The following is an 18,201-nucleotide window of genomic DNA, read 5'->3' on the forward strand; positions in this document are numbered from 1 at the left end:
GCCGGCGCCCGAGACACCAGCCAGTACCGATCCGCCACCGGCGCGGACCGCGCGTTCCCCCGGAGCGCGGCCCCGACGGCCACGCGGCGGTGAGAGATCCGACGAAAGCGGAGCACAGGCACGTGAGAACCACCACCGACCGGTCCACCTCGTTTCGCTCCACCCCCGGCCCGCCCGGTACGCTCACCGCCGTGGCACAAGCTGATCACTCCCCGGCCGCTCCGCGTCCCCGGCAGCTGCGGCCGGTGCCGCTGGCCTCGCTCGCCGGAGCGCTGGGCGCCGAGACCCCCGAGGGTCCCCAGGTCACCGGCATCACCCACGACTCCCGCGCGGTGCTGCCCGGCGACATCTACGCCGCGCTGCCCGGGGCCCGCTTCCACGGCGCGGACTTCGCGGCCCAGGCCGCCAGCCTGGGCGCGGTCGCGGTGCTGACCGACGCCGGCGGCGCCGAGCGGGCGGCGGCCACCGGCCTGCCGGTGCTCACCGTGCCGGACCCGCGGGCCCGGATGGGCGCGCTGGCCGCCGCGATCTACCACGAGCCGGGCGCCGACCTGCGGCAGATCGGGGTCACCGGAACGGCCGGCAAGACCACCACGGCTTACCTGATCGAGGGCGGCCTGCGGGAGGCCGCGGCGCCGGGCGAGCCGACCGGCCTGATCGGCACCGTGGAGACCCGGATCGGCGACGAGCGGGTGAAGTCCACCCACACCACCCCGGAGGCCACCGACCTCCAGGCGCTGTTCGCGGTGATGCGGGAGCGCGGGGTCGGCTCGGTGGCCATGGAGGTCTCCAGTCACGCGCTGACGATGGGTCGGGTGGACGGCTGCGTCTTCGACGTCGCGGTCTTCACCAACCTCAGCCCTGAGCACCTGGACTTCCACCTCGACATGGAGGACTACTTCCGGGCCAAGGCGCAGCTGTTCACCAAGGCCAGGTCGCGGGCCGCGGTGGTCAACCTGGACGACGAGTGGGGCCGCCGGCTGGCCGACGAGGCCGGGGTGCCGGTCACCACCTACTCGGCCGAGGGCCACCCGGACGCCAACTGGCGGGCCGACGAGGTCGAACTGGGGCCGGTCAGCTCGTCGTTCACGGTGCTGACGCCGGACGGCCGGCGGCTGCCCGCCAGCGCCCCGCTGCCCGGCCCGTTCAACGTCGCCAACGCGCTGGCGGCGATCGTCGCGCTGGCCGTCGCCGGGGTGGACGTGGCGACCGCGGCGCGCGGGGTGGCCGCGGTGCCCGGCGTGCCCGGCCGGCTGGAGCGGGTGCGCGCCGGCCAGCCCTACCTGGCCGTGGTGGACTACGCGCACAAGCCGGCCGCCGTCGAGTCGGTGCTCCAGGCGCTGCGCAAGGTCACCGAGGGCCGGCTGCACGCGGTGCTGGGCTGCGGCGGCGACCGGGACCGCAACAAGCGCCCGGCGATGGGCGCCGCCCTCGCCCGACTGGCCGACACCGCCGTGCTCACCTCGGACAACCCGCGCTCCGAGGACCCGCTGGCCATCCTGGCCGCCATGCTGGCCGGCGCCGCCGAGGTACCGGTGCACGAGCGCGGCACGGTGCTCGTCGAGGAGGACCGCGCCGCCGCCATCGCCGCCGCCGTGGCCCGCGCCGAGCCGGGCGACACCGTGGTGGTGGCCGGCAAGGGACACGAACAGGGGCAGGACATCGCCGGAGTGATCCGCTCCTTCGACGACCGGGTCGAACTGCGCGCCGCCATCGAGCGCGCCGCGGCGGCCGCCGGCCGCCCGCTGCCCGACGACCGAGCCCAACCCCCGACCGACCAACCGACGCCAGGCGAGGCCCGCTGAAGTGATCCCCCTATCCGTTGCTCAGCTCACCACGGTCGTGCGGGGAGAGCCGCACGACATACCTCCCGATCCCCCCAGCGTCACCGGCCCGGTGGTCATCGACTCCCGGCGGGTCGAGCCGGGTTCGCTGTTCGCCGCGCTGCCGGGCGAGCGGGTGGACGGGCACGACTTCGCCGCCGGCGCGGTCGCGGACGGCGCCGCCCTGGTGCTCGCCAGCCGGCCGGTCGGCGTGCCGGCCGTGGTGGTGGACGACGTGGTCGGCGCGCTCAGCGCGCTGGCCGCGCACCTGGTGCGCGCCCTCGACCCCGCGGTGGTCGCGCTCACCGGCTCGGCCGGCAAGACCAGCACCAAGGACCTGATCGCCCAGCTGCTGCGGCGGGTCGGGCCCACGGTGTGGACGCCGGGCTCCTTCAACAACGAGATCGGCCTGCCGCTGACCGTGCTGGGCGCCGACGAGACGACCCGTTACCTGGTGCTGGAGATGGGCGCCAGGGGCGTGGGCCACATCCGCGACCTGACCGCGCTGACCCCGCCGCGGATCGGCGCGGTGTTGAACGTGGGCACCGCGCACCTGGGCGAGTTCGGCAGCCGGGAGGCCATCGCCCAGGCCAAGGGCGAGCTGGTGGAGGCGCTGCCGGCGGCCGCCGACGGGGGCGTCGCCGTGCTCAACGCGGACGACCCGCTGGTGCGCGCGATGAGCGAGCGCACCGCGGCCCGGGTGGTCCTCTTCGGCGAGTCGCCGGAGGCCGCGATCCGCGCCGAGAACGTCCGGCTGACCCCGGAGGGCCGGCCGGCGTTCACGCTCAGCACCCCCACCGGGTGCGCCGATGTGACGATGCGGTTGTACGGTGAGCACCATGTGTCGAACGCGCTTGCCGCGGCGGCCGTTGCGCATGAGGTAGGCATGCCGGTCCCGGCCATCGCGGAAGCCCTGGCCGAGGCGGGCCCGCTCTCCCGGTGGCGGATGGAGGTCACCGAACGGGCGGACGGTGTGGTGATCGTCAACGACGCCTACAACGCCAACCCCGACTCCATGCGCGCCGCGCTGCGCACGCTGGTCCACATGGGCGCCGCCCGCCCCGCGGGCGCGCGCACCTGGGCGGTGCTCGGCGAGATGGCCGAGCTCGGCGACGACGCGTTCGCCGAGCACGACGCCGTCGGACGGCTCGCCGTCCGACTCAACGTCAACAGGCTCGTGTCCGTGGGTGGTCGGGAGGCCGCCTGGCTGGACATGGGCGCCAAGAACGAGGGTTCGTGGGGTGAGGAGTCGGTGCGTGTGTCCGACGCTCAGGCAGCCGTCGAGTTGCTGCGTGGTCAGTTGCGGCCGGGGGACATCGTGTTGGTGAAGGCGTCCAGGGCGGTGGGCCTGGAGCAGGTGGCCCTCCAGCTGGCGGCCGACACCGATGGTGAGGTCGCGGCCCGATGAGGCAGATCCTCTTCTCCGGAGCCATCGGGCTCTTCCTGACCCTGATCGGCACCCCGCTGCTGATCAAGCTGCTGGCCCGGCGCGGCTACGGCCAGTACATCAGGGACGACGGTCCCCGGGACCACCACAGCAAGCGCGGCACCCCGACCATGGGTGGCATCGCCTTCATCCTGGCCACCCTGATCGCCTACGCCACGACCAAGCTCATCACCGGCGCGCCGCCGAGCTACTCCGGCATCCTGGTGCTCTTCCTGATGGCCGGCATGGGCCTGGTCGGCTTCCTGGACGACTACATCAAGATCGTCCGCCGGCGCAGCCTGGGCCTGCGGGCCGGTGCCAAGATGCTGGGCCAGTTCATCGTCGGCGTCACCTTCGCGATCCTCTCGCTGAACTTCGCCGACGCCCGCGAACTGACCCCGGCCTCCACCCACCTGTCGTTCACCCAGGACTTCGGCTGGTCCATCGGCCCGGTGCTCTTCGTGCTCTGGGCGCTGTTCATGATCCTGGCCATGTCCAACGGCGTGAACCTCACCGACGGCCTGGACGGCCTGGCCACCGGCGCCGCCGTGATGGTCTTCGGCGCCTACGTCTTCATCGGTGTCTGGCAGTACGGCCAGACCTGCTCCGAGTTCGCCACCGCCAGCGCCACCTGTTACGAGGTGCGCGACCCGCTGGACGGCGCGGTGGTCGCCGCCGCCCTGATGGGCTCGCTCTTCGGCTTCCTGTGGTGGAACACCTCGCCGGCCAAGATCTTCATGGGCGACACCGGCTCGCTGGCCCTGGGCGGCGCGCTGGCCGGCCTGGCCATCGTCTCCCGCACCGAGCTGCTGCTGGCCGTCCTCGGCGGGCTCTTCGTGCTGATCACCATGTCCGTGGTGATCCAGGTCGGCTCCTTCAAGCTCACCGGCAAACGCGTCTTCAAGATGGCGCCGCTCCAGCATCACTTCGAACTGAAGGGCTGGAGCGAGGTACTGGTGGTGGTCAGGTTCTGGATCATCCAGGGCATGTGCGTGATCGTCGGCATCGGCATCTTCTACGGGACCTGGGTGGCTGACTGGTGAGCGGGACGGAGTTCGCCGGCCGCCGGGTCACCGTCGCCGGCCTGGGGGTCAGCGGCGGCAGCGCCGCTCGGGCGCTGCTCGGGCTGGGCGCCGAGGTGACCCTGGTGGACGGCGGGGACGGCGAGCGGCAGCGCCGCCAGGCGGCGGAGCTGACCGCCGCCGGCGTCGAGGTGCGGCTGGGCGAGGGCGACACCCTGCCCAAGGGCACCGAGCTGGTCGTCACCTCGCCCGGCTGGCCGCCGGAGCACCCGCTCTTCGCCGCCGCGGCCGCGGCCGGCGTCGAGGTCTGGGGCGACGTCGAGCTGGCCTGGCGGCTCCGCGGCCCGGGCGCCGCGCCCTGGCTGGCGGTCACCGGCACCAACGGCAAGACCACCACCACCGGCATGCTGGCCGCCATGCTCACCGCGGCCGGCCTGCGCACCGCGGCGGTCGGCAACATCGGCACCCCGCTGCTGGACGTCGTGCTGGCCGACCCGCCGTACGACGTGCTGGCGGTGGAGCTGTCCAGCTACCAGCTGCACTGGGCGCCCTCGCTCCGGCCGCACTCGGCGACCGTGCTCAACCTGGCCCCCGACCACCTGGACTGGCACGGCTCGATGGCGGCCTACGCCGCCGACAAGGGCCGGATCTACCAGGGCAACGAGGTGGCCTGCGTCTACAACGTCGCCGACCCGGCGACCGAGGAGCTGGTCCGAGCGGCCGACGTGGTCGAGGGGTGCCGCGCCGTCGGCTTCACCCTCGGCCCGCCGGCCCCCGGCCAACTCGGCGTGGTCGAGGGCCTGTTGGTGGACCGGGCGTTCGCCGGCCGGCGGGACGTGGCGGTGGAGCTGGCGGCGGTCGAGGACGTCCGCCCGCCGGCCCCGCACAACGTCGCCAACGCGCTGGCCGCCGCCGCCCTGGCCCGCGCCTACGGCCTCGCGCCGGAGGCGGTCCGGGACGGGCTGCGCGCCTTCACCCCGGACCCGCACCGGATCGCCACCGTGGGCGAGGTGGCCGGCGTCGGCTACGTGGACGACTCCAAGGCCACCAACACCCACGCCGCCGCCGCCTCGCTGGGGTCCTACCCCTCCGTGGTGTGGCTGGCCGGCGGGCTCGCCAAGGGCGCCACCTTCGACGAGCTGGTGGCCGCCGCGGCCGACCGGCTGCGCGGCGTGGTGCTGATCGGGCGGGACCGCGGGCTGATCGCCGAGGCGTTGGCGCGACACGCGCCGGATGTGCCGGTCGTGGACCTGGAACAGACCGACACTGGGGCGATGGCGGCGGCGGTGCGCGCGGCGGCCCGGCTGGCGAGTCCGGGGGACACCGTCCTGCTGGCGCCGGCCTGCGCCTCGATGGACATGTTCACCAACTACCACGTCCGCGGCGACGCGTTCGCCGCGGCGGTCGGTCAGCTGGCCACCGAGCGAGAAGACCACGAGCAGTAGCCCACCGGCGGCCCGCGACCGCCGTCGCGGGCCGAGGAGGGGACGACATGAGACGGCCGCCGGCCGGGAGGACACGGCTCCTGGGCACCCCGGGCGCCCCGGCGCTCGCCGGGGCGCCGGGCGGCCTGGCGGCGCGTGGCACCCAGCGCGCCAGGGCGCCGCGCCCGGCCGCCCGGCGGCCTTCGCCGGGGCGCGCCCCGGCGAAGCGCCCCGCGCGCGGGCCCCGGCGCCCCCGCTCGCCGCGCTTCGTCGAGCGGCTTCGCGCCGCCTGGGACCGCCCGCTGACCGCGTACTACGTGCTGATGGGCACGGCCCTGCTGATCACCCTGCTCGGCCTGGTGATGGTCTTCTCCGCCTCACAGATCCAGGCGTTGCGCTTCCAGCACCCGGCCACCTTCTACTTCCGCAAGCAGCTGCTGGCGGCCGTGCTCGGCGGCGTGTTGCTGCTGATCGCCTCCCGGATCCCGATCCGGCTGCTGCGCGCCCTCACCTACCCCTTCCTGGCCTTCGCCGTGGTGCTGCTGGTGCTGGTCCAGGTGCCGGGCATCGGCGTCGAGGTGAACGGCAGCACCAACTGGATCGCGGTCGGCGGATCGTTCCAGCTCCAGCCGAGCGAGTTCGCCAAGCTCGGGCTGCTGCTCTGGGGCGCCGACCTGCTGGCCCGCAAGGAGGAGCGCGCGCTGCTCACCCAGTGGCGGCACCTGCTGGTCCCGCTGCTGCCCGGCGCGCTGCTGGTCTTCGGCCTGGTGATGGTCGGCGGCGACATGGGCACCGTGATGATCCTGGTGGCCGTCCTCTTCTCGCTGCTCTGGCTGGCCGGCGCGCCGACGAAGCTCTTCGTCGGGGTGCTGGCGGCGGCCGCGGTGCTCTTCGTGCTCTTCGTCACCACCGCGCCGCACCGGATGGACCGGTTGGCCTGCCTCGGCGCCACCGACCCGGGCCCGAACGACCGCTGCTGGCAGGCGGTGCACGGGATCTACGCGCTCGCCTCGGGCGGCTGGTTCGGCTCCGGGCTCGGCGCCAGTGTGGAGAAATGGGGCGAACTGCCCGAGCCGCACACCGACTTCATCTTCGCCATCACGGGGGAGGAGCTGGGCCTGGCGGGGACGCTGTCCGTGCTCGGCCTCTTCGCGGCTCTAGGCTATGCGGGTATCCGCGTGGCCGGACGCACGGAGGACCCCTTCGTGAGGTACGCCGCGGGAGGTGTGACCGCCTGGCTGATGACCCAGACCGTGATCAACATCGGTGCGGTGCTGGGCCTGCTGCCGATCGCCGGTGTGCCCCTCCCGCTGTTCTCCTACGGGGGCTCCGCCCTGCTGCCCACCATGTTCGCCGTCGGACTGCTGATCGCCTTCGCGCGCGGCGAGCCGGCGGCCAGGGCCGCCCTGGCCATGCGGTCAGAAGGGCTCAGAAGAAAGACGATGAGACGGCGGGCGAGGTCGACGCCGTCCGGAGAGCGGTGAAATTCGGTGCATGTAGTCCTCGCTGGCGGCGGGACCGCCGGCCACATCGAGCCCGCGCTGGCCCTGGCGGACGCGCTGCGCAGACACGATCCGACCGTCGGCATCACCGCCCTCGGCACGGAGCGCGGCCTGGAGACCCGTCTGGTGCCGGAGCGCGGCTACGAGTTGGGGCTGATCCCCGCCGTGCCGCTGCCGCGCAAACCCACCCCGGAGCTGATCACCGTGCCCGGCCGGCTGCGCGGCACCATCAGGGCGGCCGAGGAGATCATCGAGCGCACCAAGGCCGACTGCGTGGTGGGCTTCGGCGGCTACGTGGCGCTGCCCGGCTACCTGGCCGCCAAGCGGCAGCGGGTCCCGATCGTGGTGCACGAGGCCAACGCCCGCCCCGGGCTGGCGAACCGCATCGGCGCCCGCTACACCAGGTTCGTCGCCGTCTCGTCCCCCGACAGCAAGCTGCGGCACGCCCGCTACCTCGGCATCCCGCTGCGCCGCTCCATCGCCACCCTGAACCGCGCGGCGGCCCGCGCCGAGGCCCGCGCCTACTTCGGGCTGGACGCCAACCTGCCGACCCTGCTGGTCTCCGGCGGCTCGCAGGGCGCGCGCCGGCTCAACGAGGTGATCGCCGCCGCCGTGCCGGTGCTCCAGCGCTCCGGCGTGCAGGTGCTGCACGCGGTCGGCCCGAAGAACGAGCTGCCGCAGCCGGACACCATGCCGGGCATGCCGCCCTACGTCCCGCAGTCCTACGTGGACCGGATGGACCTGGCCTACGCGGCGGCCGACATGATGCTCTGCCGGGCCGGCGCGATGACCGTGGCCGAGCTGTCCGCCGTCGGCCTGCCGGCCGTCTACGTCCCGCTGCCGATCGGCAACGGCGAGCAGCGGCTGAACGCCCAGCCGCTGGTCAAGGCTGGCGGTGGTCTGCTGATCGACGACGCCGAGCTGACCCCGGAGTGGGTGCGGGAGAACGTCCTGCCGGTGCTGACCGACGCCGGCCGGCTGATGACGATGTCCACCGCGGCCGCCGAGTTCGGCCGCCGGGACGCGGACGACCTGCTGGTCGGCATGGTGCACGAGGCGATCGAGGCGCGCCGGGCCTAAGCCGGAGACACGGGAGTTGAGAGCGTGGCCGGAGTAACGACCGCCGAGCGCGGCGGGAAGAGCCGTCCGTCGAAGTCCGGCCCGCCCCGCCCCGGTGGGGACGGCCGGGGCCGGCCCGGCTGGCTGCCGAGGACCCGGGTGCTGGTGCTGTGGGCGGTGCTGCTGGCGCTGCTGGCCGGCTTCGGTGTCTGGGCGCTGTACGGTTCGGACTGGCTGCGCGTCTCCCGGGTCTCGGTCAACTGGTCGGACGGACCCGAGGAGTTGACCGAGGAACAGATTCTGGCGGCGGCGGCCGTGCCGGTCGGTTTCCCGATGGCCTCGCTGGACAAGGGGGCTATCAGCAGCCGGCTGCTGGCCGAGCTGCCCAGGCTGGACAGCGTCCAGGTGGTGCGGGCCTGGCCGGACGGGGTCTCGCTGAAGGTCGTCGAACGCGAGGCGGTGCTCCAGGAGGTCACCGAGGACGGTTTCGCCGAGGTGGACGACGACGGGGTCAGGTTCGCGGAGAACGCGGAGGCCCTCGCGGGCGTCCCGCTGTTGGACCTGCGGGCGCGGGACACCCCGAGCTGGCGGCGGTTCGGCGAGGAGCGGGTGCGCGCCGAGGCGGCCTCCGTGCTCGCCGCGCTGCCGGCCGAGACCTTGGCCGAGCTGCGCACCGTCTCGGTCGCCTCCTTCGACTCCATCACCCTGGAGCTGTCCGGCGACCGCACCGTGGTCTGGGGCAGCGCCGAGGACTCGGACGCCAAGGCCTCGGCACTGCGTACCCTGTTCAACGCGGCGTCGGATGCCCGGCACTTCGACGTCAGCGCACCCAGCGTCCCAGCGGCCGCCGGGAGTTGACGGGGTGGCGATCGCTCGCCACATCGGCGCAGGCCACACCCTGGTTGACGGTCCGGGGCCGTGATCACATAGGGTGAAAAGAAAAACAGGAGGTTCGGCGTGTTCGTTGAACGCGCACCACTTATCGACTTAGTGTCCGTTCCTAGGAATCCAAGGAACGGCAAGCACAGGTAACCCTAAACTTGGACGATAGGGTTCGGGGCGGCTTTACCACCGTCCCATCGGCATCTGTCGGCGCGCTGCGGCCTCACGCGGAGCGGCGACACGTAAATCGAGGCGAGAGGCCTTCGACGTGGCAGCACCGCAGAACTACCTCGCAGTCATCAAGGTCGTCGGTATCGGCGGCGGTGGCGTCAACGCCATCAACCGGATGATCGAGGTCGGTCTCAAGGGCGTCGAGTTCATCGCGATCAACACCGATGCGCAGGCGCTGCTGATGAGCGACGCCGACGTCAAGCTGGACGTCGGCCGCGAACTGACCAGGGGGTTGGGCGCGGGCGCCAACCCGGAGGTGGGACGCAAGGCTGCCGAAGACCACCGCGAGGAGATCGAGGAGGTCCTCAAGGGGGCCGACATGGTCTTCGTCACCGCGGGCGAGGGCGGCGGCACGGGCACGGGCGGTGCCCCGGTGGTCGCGAACATCGCGCGCTCGCTGGGGGCCCTCACGATCGGCGTGGTCACCCGCCCGTTCACCTTCGAGGGACGGCGCCGCGCCAACCAGGCCGAGGACGGGATCGCCAGCCTCCGTGACGAGGTCGACACCCTGATCGTCATCCCGAACGACCGGTTGCTGTCCATCTCCGACCGGCAGGTGAGCGTCCTGGACGCTTTCAAGTCGGCGGACCAGGTGCTGCTCTCCGGCGTGCAGGGCATCACCGACCTGATCACCACCCCCGGCCTGATCAACCTCGACTTCGCCGACGTCAAGTCCGTGATGTCGGAGGCCGGTTCGGCGCTGATGGGGATCGGCTCGGCGCGCGGCGACGACCGCGCGGTGGCGGCGGCGGAGATGGCGATCTCCTCCCCGCTGCTGGAGGCGTCGATCGACGGCGCCCGGGGCGTCCTGCTCTCCATCTCCGGCGGTTCCGACCTCGGTCTCTTCGAGATCAACGAGGCGGCCCAGCTGGTGAGCGAGGCGGCGCACCCGGAGGCCAACATCATCTTCGGCGCGGTGATCGACGACGCCCTCGGCGACGAGGTCCGGGTCACGGTGATCGCCGCCGGCTTCGACGGCGGTCAGCCGCCCTCGCGCAGCCGGGACAAGGCGCTCGCCGGGTACGGCGGCAAGGAGGAGTCCGGGTCGCTCGCCGCCGAGCGGACGAGCGAGCCGGAGCCGGAGCGCGCGTCCTTCGGCGGCCTCGGCACCCTCCCCGGGCGTGAGCCCGTCTCGCTCGCCGACCGGGAGAGCGACGCCCCGGCGTCGGTCGAGTCGGCCCGCGAGCCGGTCAAGAGTTCCCCGCAGGTCCCCTCGGCCCGCCCGTACGAGGGTGGCCAGGTCGAGGAGCTCGATGTGCCCGACTTCCTGAAGTGATAGCCCGGGAGAGCGTGGCGAGCGGCGCGCACTTCGCCTTCAGCGACAGCAGAGGCGGGGTGAGCGCCGCTCCCTATGCGAGCGCCAATCTCGGCGACGCCGTGGGCGACGACCCGGCCGCGGTCGCGGCCAACCGGTCGGCGGCCGCGGCCGAGTTGGGTCTGCCCGCGGCGCGGGTGCGCTGGATGCGGCAGGTGCACGGCGGCGAGGTGGCGGTGGTCGAGGGGCCGGCCGACGGGGGCGCGCCCCCGGAGGTGGACGGGCTGGTGGCCGCCGAGCGCGGGCTGGCGCTCGCCGTGGTGACCGCCGACTGCGTGCCGGTGCTGCTGGCCGATCCGGTCGCCGGGGTGGTCGGGGCGGCGCACGCGGGGCGCCCGGGACTGCTCGCCGGCGTGGTGCCGGCCACCGTCGAGGCGATGCGCGCGCTGGGCGCCCGCCCGGAGCGGCTGGTCGCCAGGACGGGTCCGGCGATCTGCGGTCGCTGCTACGAGGTGCCGGCCGAGCTGGCCGAGCGGGCCGCCGAGCTGCTGCCGGCGAGCGCGGCCACCACGTCCTGGGGCACGCCGGCCATCGACATCCCCGCCGGCGTGCGCCGGCAGCTGGCCGACGCCGGCGTCGTGGACATCGACTCCGCCGCGAGCTGCACCCTGGAGTCGGCCGACCACTTCTCCTACCGCCGCTCGTCAACCACCGGCCGGCAGGCCAGCTATGTGTGGGTGGCGTGATGAGTGACGAGGGGGCGCGCGAGGCCGAGCTGGCCACCCAACTCGCCCGGGTGGAGGAGCGCATCGCCACGGCGTGCGCCGCCGCCGGGCGCGCCAGGTCGGAGGTGACCCTGGTGGTGGTGAGCAAGACCTACCCGGCGTCGGACGTCCGGCTGCTGGCCGGTCTCGGGGTCCGGGAATTCGCCGAGAACCGGGACCAGGAGGCTTCGGAAAAGGCGGCCGCCTGCGCGGACCTGCCGCTGGTATGGCACTTTGTGGGGCAGTTGCAGACAAACAAGGTGCGTTCGGTGGCCGGTTATGCGGATTATGTGCATTCCGTGGACCGGGTAAAGCTGATCAACGCACTCTCGGCGGCGTCCGTTCGGCGGGATGGCCCGTCGCTGAACTGTCTGATTCAGGTCGCGCTGGAAAAGGAGTCGGGGCTGGGCGAGGGGCGCGGCGGCGCGGCTCCGGCCGAGGTCGGCGAGCTGGCCCGGGCGGTCACCGAGGCCCAGGGCCTGCGGCTGGCCGGCCTGATGACGGTCGCTCCGCTCACCGGCCCGCACGCCGGGAGCCCCGCGACGGCCTTCGCCCGACTGATAGAAATCTCCAGGGACCTGCGCGCGATCGATCCTGCTGCGAGCATGGTCTCGGCCGGTATGAGCGGCGACCTGGAGGAGGCGATCGCCGCGGGAGCGACACACGTACGCGTCGGAAGCGCGGTACTCGGAGTGCGCCCCACCCTCGGGTAACGTCGCCAACCGAGAGTCACAGTCGAAAATATGGTCAATCCCGAGAAACTCGGGCGGATGAACGTGGATCTCCCCCCGGCCCTGTCGGCCGAGTCGATCCACCACAGAGCGGAGGACGCAGCGATGGCTGGCGCGATGCGCAAGATGGCGGTCTACCTCGGCCTCGTGGAGGACGACGGCTACGACCGACCGGGGTACGGCCCCGACGACGAGTTCGAACCCGAGCCGGAGCCGGAGCGGAGTCGGCGTCAGCCGGCGCACGAACCACCGGCGAGGGAGCGGGCGGAGGAGCCGGCGCGGGTGATCCACCCGCCGGCCCAGCGGGAGACGGAGCCAACGCCCGCTCCCGTGCTGACAGAAAGCAGGCGGCCCGGGAGGATCGCTCCCGTGTCTTCCATCACACCAGAACGCCAGAACGTGGAGAAGAGCGCGCCGGTGATCATGCCCAAGGTCGTGTCAGAGCGGGAGCCGTACCGCATCACCACGCTGCACCCCAGGACCTACAACGAGGCCCGTACCATCGGGGAACACTTCCGCGAGGGGACCCCGGTGATCATGAACCTGACCGAGATGGACGACACCGACGCGAAGCGACTTGTCGACTTTGCGGCTGGTCTGGTCTTCGGTCTGCATGGCAGCATCGAGCGAGTGACGCAGAAGGTCTTCCTGCTGTCGCCTGCTAACGTCGATGTAACGGCGGAGGACAAGGCCCGCATCGCTGAAGGCGGGTTCTTCAACCAAAGCTGACAGCAGGCGCACCAGAAGACGGAGTTGTGCCCCGGCACCAGGCCGGGCATGGACCAGGGGAGAGGTACCGGCGGGATGGGCATCGTTCAACAAGTGCTGTTGATCGCCTTGTACTGCTTCCTCGGGCTCTTGCTCTTCCGGCTGGTGATGGACTGGGTCCAGATGTTCGCGCGCTCCTGGTATCCCGGCAAGCCGATGATCGTCGCCCTCGAAGCCACCTACACTGTCACAGATCCGCCACTGAAGACGCTGCGGAAGGTCCTCCCTCCGCTGCGCTTCGGGGGTGTGGCGCTTGATCTGTCCTTCTTCGTGTTGATGATCATCGTCTACATCCTGATCAACGTCGTGGCCAGTCTGTGAACGAGTACGGTCTTGCCGCTATGCCGACGATTTACGTTGAGGTGAAGAGATGCCGCTGACTCCCGAGGACGTGCGGAACAAGCAGTTCACGACCGTCCGGCTGCGAGAGGGCTACGACGAGGACGAGGTCGATGCCTTCCTCGACGAGGTCGAGGCGGAGCTGACCCGGCTGCTCCGAGAGAACGAGGACCTGCGCGCCAAGTTGGCCGCGGCGACCCGAGCCGCCGCACAGAACCAACAGAACATGCGCAAACCCGAGCCGCAGGAGCGGCCTGGCGGGCCCATGCCGGCCATATCAGGACCGCCACAACCGCAGCAGATGGGCGGCCCGCCGCAGCTGCCCGCCGGGCCTGGTGGCCCGCAGGGTCATCCGGGTGGTCCCGGTGGCCCGGGCGGCCCGGGGCCGATGGGCGGTCCAGGGCCGATGGGTGGCCCCGGCCAGATGGGCGGCCCCGGTGGTCCCGGCGGTCCGGGTGGTCCCGGGCAGCAGCACCCGGGTGCCCCGATGCCCATGGGTGGGCACGGCGGCCCCGGTGGGCACGGCGGTCCCGGCCAGATGGGTGGCCCGGGTGGTCCCGGCGGCCCGGGTCCGATGGGCGGTCCAGGTCCGATGGGTGGTCCAGGGCCGATGCAGCAGCAGCCCAGCGGCGGCAACGAGAGTGCCGCGCGCGTGCTGTCGCTCGCTCAGCAGACCGCCGACCAGGCGATCGCCGAGGCGCGTTCCGAAGCCAACAAGATCGTCGGTGAGGCCCGCAGCCGCGCCGAGGGTCTGGAGCGGGACGCCCGCGCCAAGGCCGACGCCCTGGAGCGGGACGCGCAGGAGAAGCACCGGGTCGCGATGGGCTCCCTGGAGTCCGCCCGCGCCACCCTGGAGCGCAAGGTCGAGGACCTGCGTGGCTTCGAGCGCGAGTACCGCACCCGGCTGAAGTCCTACCTGGAGAGCCAGCTGAGGCAGTTGGAGAGCCAGTCCGACGACTCGCTCGCCCCGCCCCGCTCGCCGGCCGCCCCGGCGCCCTCGCTGCCGCCGTCGCCCCAGCCGTCGCTGGCCTCGGCCGGCGCGCCCACGGGTGGCCCGGCCAGCGGCACCCTCGGCGGGCACCAGTCGCTCGGCGGCAACCAGCAGATGGGTGGCCATGTCGGCGGGCACGGGGGCCCCGGCCCCAACGGCCCGTCCTCCTACGGCGGTCAGCAGCAGATGGCGCCGGCGATGACCCAGCCGATGGCGCCGGTCCGCCCGCAGGGGCCGCAGCCGGTGCAGCAGGCGCCGTCGCCGATGCGGGGCTTCCTGATCGACGAGGACGACAACTGACGCGCGGCCACTCCGGCCGGCCGGTCGACCGTTCGGCCTAGGTGGTCAACAAGGGGCGGGCCCGGACTCGAAAGAGTCCGGGCCCGCCCCTTCGTTTCGGGTCGGCGCGCTCAGAGCCGGCGCAGCCAGAAGGTGGCGCCCAGCGTCTCGTCGCCGAACGGGCCGAGGTAGCCGCCGTCGGTCTCGCCCGTGCCCTCGGCGAAGTCGCTGGCCAGCACCTCGCTGGAGATCAGCGCCTGGTGGTCGTCCAGCGCCCGCAGCATCTCCGGGTCGGTGGCCTGCCAGCGCACCGAGATCCGGTCGGCCACCTCAAGGCCGCTGCTCTTGCGCGCCTCCTGGACCAGTCGGATCACGTCCCTGGCCAGGCCGGCGCGACGCAGCTCGGGCGTGACGGCCAGGTCCAGCGCGACCGTCGCGCCGGTGTCGGAGGCCACCGCCCACCCCTCGCGCGGGGTCTCGGTGATGATGACCTCGTCCGGGGCGAGCGCGATCCGCTCGCCGTCCACCAGCACGCTGGCCGAGCCGGCGCGCAGCGCCGCCGACAGCTCGGCGGCGTCCGCCTCGGCGATCGCCCGGGCGACCGGCTGGGTGCCCTTGCCGAACCGGCGGCCCAGCGCCCGGAAGTTGGCCTTCGCCGAGGTGTCCACCAGCGAGCCGCCCATCTCGGCCAGCCCGCCGAGCGAGACCACGTTCAGCTCCTCGGCGATCTGCTCGCGCAGGTCGTCGCCGAGCAGCTCGAAGCCCTGCGCCGCGACCAGCGCGCGGGACAGCGGCTGGCGGGTCTTCACCCCGGACTCGGCCCGGGTGGCCCGGCCCAACTCCACCAGCCGGCGGACCAGCAGCATGTCGCTGGAGAGGTCCGGGTCGACCAGCGACGGGTCCGCCTCCGGCCAGCTGGCCAGGTGCACCGAGTCCGGCGCCTCCGGGGTGACCGGCACCACCAGGTCCTGCCAGACCCGCTCGGTGATGAACGGGACCAGCGGCGCCATCAGCCGGGTCACCGTCTCCAGCACCTCGTGCAGGGTGCGCAGCGCGGCCGGGTCGGCCTGCCAGAAACGGCGCCTGGAGCGGCGGACGTACCAGTTGGAGAGGTCGTCGACGAAGGTGGAGACCAGCTTGCCGGCGCGCTGGGTGTCGAAGTTCTCCATGGCCTCGGTGACCATCTCGACCAGCGCGTTCAGCTCGCTGAGCACCCAGCGGTCCAGCAGTGGACGGTCCGCCGGCGCCGGGTCCTGGGCGGTCGGCGCCCACTGGCCGGTGCGGGCGTACAGCGCCTGGAAGGCGACCGTGTTCCAGTAGGTGAGCAGCGTCTTGCGCACCACCTCCTGGATGGTGCCGTGCCCCACCCGGCGGGCCGCCCACGGGGAGCCACCGGCGGCCATGAACCAGCGCACCGCGTCCGCGCCGTGCTGCTCCATCAGCGGGATGGGCTCCAGGATGTTGCCCAGGTGCTTGGACATCTTCCGGCCGTCCTCGGCCAGGATCAGGCCCAGGCAGACCACCGACTCGTAGGCCGAGCGGCCGAAGACCAGGGTGCCAACGGCCATCAGCGTGTAGAACCAGCCGCGGGTCTGGTCGATGCCCTCGCAGATGTACTGCGCCGGGTAGTGCCGCTCGAACATCTCCTGGTTGCGGTACGGGTAGCCCCACTGCGCGAAGGGCATCGAGCCGGAGTCGTACCAGCCGTCGATCACCTCGGGCACCCGCTCGGCGGGCAGCGCGCAGCCGTCCGTCGGGCACCCGAAGGTGACCGCGTCCACGTACGGGCGGTGCGGGTCGAGGCCCGACTGGTCGGCGCCGGTCAGCTCGGACAGCTCGGCCAGCGAGCCGACGCAGGTCAGATGGCCGTCCGCGCAGCGCCAGATGGGCAGCGGGGTGCCCCAGTAGCGGTTCCGGGAGAGCGCCCAGTCGACGTTGTTGTTGAGCCAGTCGCCGTAGCGGCCGTGCTTGACCGACTCCGGGTACCAGTTGGTGCGCTCGTTCTCCTGGAGCAGCTGGTCGCGGACCTGGGTGGTGCGGATGTACCAGGAGGGCTGTGCGTAGTACAGCAGCGGGGTGTGGCAGCGCCAGCAGTGCGGGTAGCTGTGCTCGTAGGCGACGTGCGCGAAGAGCCGGCCGCGGGCCTCGAGGTCGGCGGTCAGCGCCTCGTCGGCCTTCTTGAAGAACAGGCCGCCGACCAGGTCGAGGCCCTCCTCGAAGGTGCCGTTGGCCCGGACCGGGTTGAGCACCGGCAGGCCGTAGCCGCGGCAGGTGCGCAGGTCGTCCTCGCCGAAGGCGGGGGACTGGTGCACCAGGCCGGTGCCGTCCTCGGTGGTGACGTAGTCGGCGTTCACCACGTAGTGCGCCTCGGCGCCGCCGAAGTCCAGCAGCTCGAAGGGGCGTTGGTAGCTCCAGCGCTCCATCTCGGCGCCGGTGAAGGACTCACCGGTCGGGGTCCAGCCCTCGCCCAGCGCCCGGGAGACCAGCGCCTCGGCGACCACCAGCCGCTCGTCGCCGCGGGCCGCCACCACGTAGCTGACCTCGGGGTGCGCGGCGACCGCCGTGTTGGAGACCAGGGTCCACGGGGTGGTCGTCCACACCAGCAGGTCGGCCCGGCCGGCCAGCGGGCCGGAGGTGAGCGGGAAACGGACGTAGACCGAGGGGTCGACGACCGTCTCGTAGCCCTGCGCCAGCTCGTGGTCGGACAGACCGGTCTCACAGCGCGGGCACCAGGGCGCCACCCGGTGGTCCTGGACCAGCAGCCCCTTCTCGAAGATCTGCTTGAGCGACCACCAGACCGACTCGATGTACTCCGGGTCCATCGTGCGGTAGGCGCCTGGCAGGTCGACCCAGTACCCCATGCGCCGGGTCAGCTCGTCGAAGGCGTCGGTGTGCCGGGTGACCGACTCCCGGCACTTCGCGTTGAACTCGGCGATGCCGTACGCCTCGATGTCCTGCTTGCCGGTGAAGCCCAGCTCCTTCTCCACCGCCAGCTCGACCGGCAGGCCGTGGCAGTCCCAGCCGGCCTTGCGGGTCACGTGGTAGCCGCGCATGGTGCGGAAGCGGGGGAAGACGTCCTTGAAGACCCGGGCCTCGATGTGGTGGGTGCCGGGGCGGCCGTTGGCCGTCGGCGGGCCCTCGTAGAAGACCCACTCGGGGCGGCCCTCGGACTCCGCCAGGCTGCGGGCGAAGGTCTTCTCCCGCTCCCACAGCTTGAGGATCTCGTGTTCCAGGGCGGGCAACTCGACCTGGGGTGGTACAGGGCGGTACTGCGTCATCGGATCGTCCTCCGGCGGGACACACACTGCGTTCTCCGTCCGGAGGGACGAGAGCGAGCGCTCCCGCGGTACCACCCTCCTTGGCCGGGGCGACCGGCGGTCAGCCCAGCCCAGCTCATTGGGCGCGAAGCCGGATCTACTCGCCCTGCCCGGGCTTTCCGCCGGCGGCTCCGGGGTGATCTTCGCGCCGGGGCCGACCCCCGGGCTCGCACCGTCCCCGGGTCGCTCCTGGCCGCCTGACGACGCTACTCGTCCCCATCCACGCCTTTCGCTGCCGCCCAGTGTACGGGCCGCCGGGGGCGGTTGGTGACCGGTTAGTCCCGGGGCCGGGCGGGGCACAACGCCCATGCGGACCGGCGTGCCCTCACGGCGGAGCCCGGTGGTCGATTTATCGTTCCGGACACGATTCACCCGCAAGATCACTTTA

The 18,201-nt window shown here is 72.7% G+C and carries 14 protein-coding genes; 13 read left to right on the plus strand and 1 reads right to left on the minus strand.

Features of this window, described 5'->3' with window-relative positions:
* Window positions 1-191: 191 nt before the first annotated feature.
* The 13 genes from RM844_RS01590 to RM844_RS01650 all read left to right on the plus strand — a co-directional run bounded on the left by RM844_RS01590 (window position 192) and on the right by RM844_RS01650 (window position 14,517).
* Entirely contained in the window at window positions 192-1,805 is a 1,614-nt protein-coding gene (locus RM844_RS01590; protein WP_311663761.1) for a UDP-N-acetylmuramoyl-L-alanyl-D-glutamate--2,6-diaminopimelate ligase, read from the plus strand.
* Between the two features lies 1 nt (window position 1,806).
* Window positions 1,807-3,231, plus strand: coding sequence for a UDP-N-acetylmuramoyl-tripeptide--D-alanyl-D-alanine ligase (locus RM844_RS01595; RefSeq protein ID WP_311663763.1), 1,425 nt, complete (start codon window positions 1,807-1,809; stop codon window positions 3,229-3,231).
* Entirely contained in the window at window positions 3,228-4,292 is a 1,065-nt protein-coding gene (mraY, locus tag RM844_RS01600) for a phospho-N-acetylmuramoyl-pentapeptide-transferase (RefSeq protein ID WP_311663765.1), read from the plus strand. The genes RM844_RS01595 and mraY overlap by 4 nt, the downstream gene beginning before the upstream one ends.
* On the plus strand, window positions 4,289-5,716 hold the full coding sequence (gene murD / locus RM844_RS01605) for a UDP-N-acetylmuramoyl-L-alanine--D-glutamate ligase (protein WP_394814389.1): 1,428 nt from the start codon (window positions 4,289-4,291) through the stop codon (window positions 5,714-5,716). The genes mraY and murD overlap by 4 nt, the downstream gene beginning before the upstream one ends.
* A 47-nt stretch (window positions 5,717-5,763) precedes the next feature.
* Window positions 5,764-7,179: a putative lipid II flippase FtsW gene (ftsW, locus tag RM844_RS01610; RefSeq protein ID WP_311663767.1), complete on the plus strand. Its 1,416-nt coding sequence runs from the start codon at window positions 5,764-5,766 to the stop codon at window positions 7,177-7,179.
* A 6-nt stretch (window positions 7,180-7,185) separates the two neighbouring features.
* Window positions 7,186-8,277: an undecaprenyldiphospho-muramoylpentapeptide beta-N-acetylglucosaminyltransferase gene (murG, locus tag RM844_RS01615; protein WP_311663769.1), complete on the plus strand. Its 1,092-nt coding sequence runs from the start codon at window positions 7,186-7,188 to the stop codon at window positions 8,275-8,277.
* A gap of 24 nt (window positions 8,278-8,301) precedes the next feature.
* Window positions 8,302-9,114: a cell division protein FtsQ/DivIB gene (locus tag RM844_RS01620; protein WP_311663775.1), complete on the plus strand. Its 813-nt coding sequence runs from the start codon at window positions 8,302-8,304 to the stop codon at window positions 9,112-9,114.
* A gap of 292 nt (window positions 9,115-9,406) precedes the next feature.
* Window positions 9,407-10,645, plus strand: coding sequence for a cell division protein FtsZ (gene ftsZ / locus RM844_RS01625; RefSeq protein WP_311663780.1), 1,239 nt, complete (start codon window positions 9,407-9,409; stop codon window positions 10,643-10,645).
* Window positions 10,642-11,370, plus strand: coding sequence for a peptidoglycan editing factor PgeF (pgeF, locus tag RM844_RS01630; RefSeq protein ID WP_311663785.1), 729 nt, complete (start codon window positions 10,642-10,644; stop codon window positions 11,368-11,370). Before ftsZ ends, pgeF begins: the two co-directional genes overlap by 4 nt.
* Window positions 11,370-12,101, plus strand: a complete 732-nt coding sequence (locus tag RM844_RS01635; RefSeq protein WP_311663787.1) for a YggS family pyridoxal phosphate-dependent enzyme — start codon at window positions 11,370-11,372, stop codon at window positions 12,099-12,101. Before pgeF ends, RM844_RS01635 begins: the two co-directional genes overlap by 1 nt.
* A gap of 123 nt (window positions 12,102-12,224) precedes the next feature.
* The gene (locus RM844_RS01640) at window positions 12,225-12,848 is read left to right on the plus strand and encodes a cell division protein SepF (protein ID WP_311664318.1); all 624 of its coding nucleotides are present in this window, start codon (window positions 12,225-12,227) and stop codon (window positions 12,846-12,848) included.
* Between the two features lie 75 nt (window positions 12,849-12,923).
* Window positions 12,924-13,208, plus strand: a complete 285-nt coding sequence (locus tag RM844_RS01645) for a YggT family protein (protein WP_311663789.1) — start codon at window positions 12,924-12,926, stop codon at window positions 13,206-13,208.
* Between the two features lie 49 nt (window positions 13,209-13,257).
* Window positions 13,258-14,517: a DivIVA domain-containing protein gene (locus tag RM844_RS01650; RefSeq protein WP_311663791.1), complete on the plus strand. Its 1,260-nt coding sequence runs from the start codon at window positions 13,258-13,260 to the stop codon at window positions 14,515-14,517.
* Between the two features lie 110 nt (window positions 14,518-14,627).
* Here the strand turns inward: RM844_RS01650 and ileS are convergent, their stop codons facing one another.
* Window positions 14,628-17,774, minus strand: coding sequence for an isoleucine--tRNA ligase (gene ileS, locus RM844_RS01655; protein ID WP_311663796.1), 3,147 nt, complete (start codon window positions 17,772-17,774; stop codon window positions 14,628-14,630).
* Between the last annotated feature and the right edge of the window lie 427 nt (window positions 17,775-18,201).

The organism is Streptomyces chisholmiae, from assembly GCF_031845445.1.
GTDB lineage: Bacteria > Actinomycetota > Actinomycetes > Streptomycetales > Streptomycetaceae > Streptomyces > Streptomyces chisholmiae.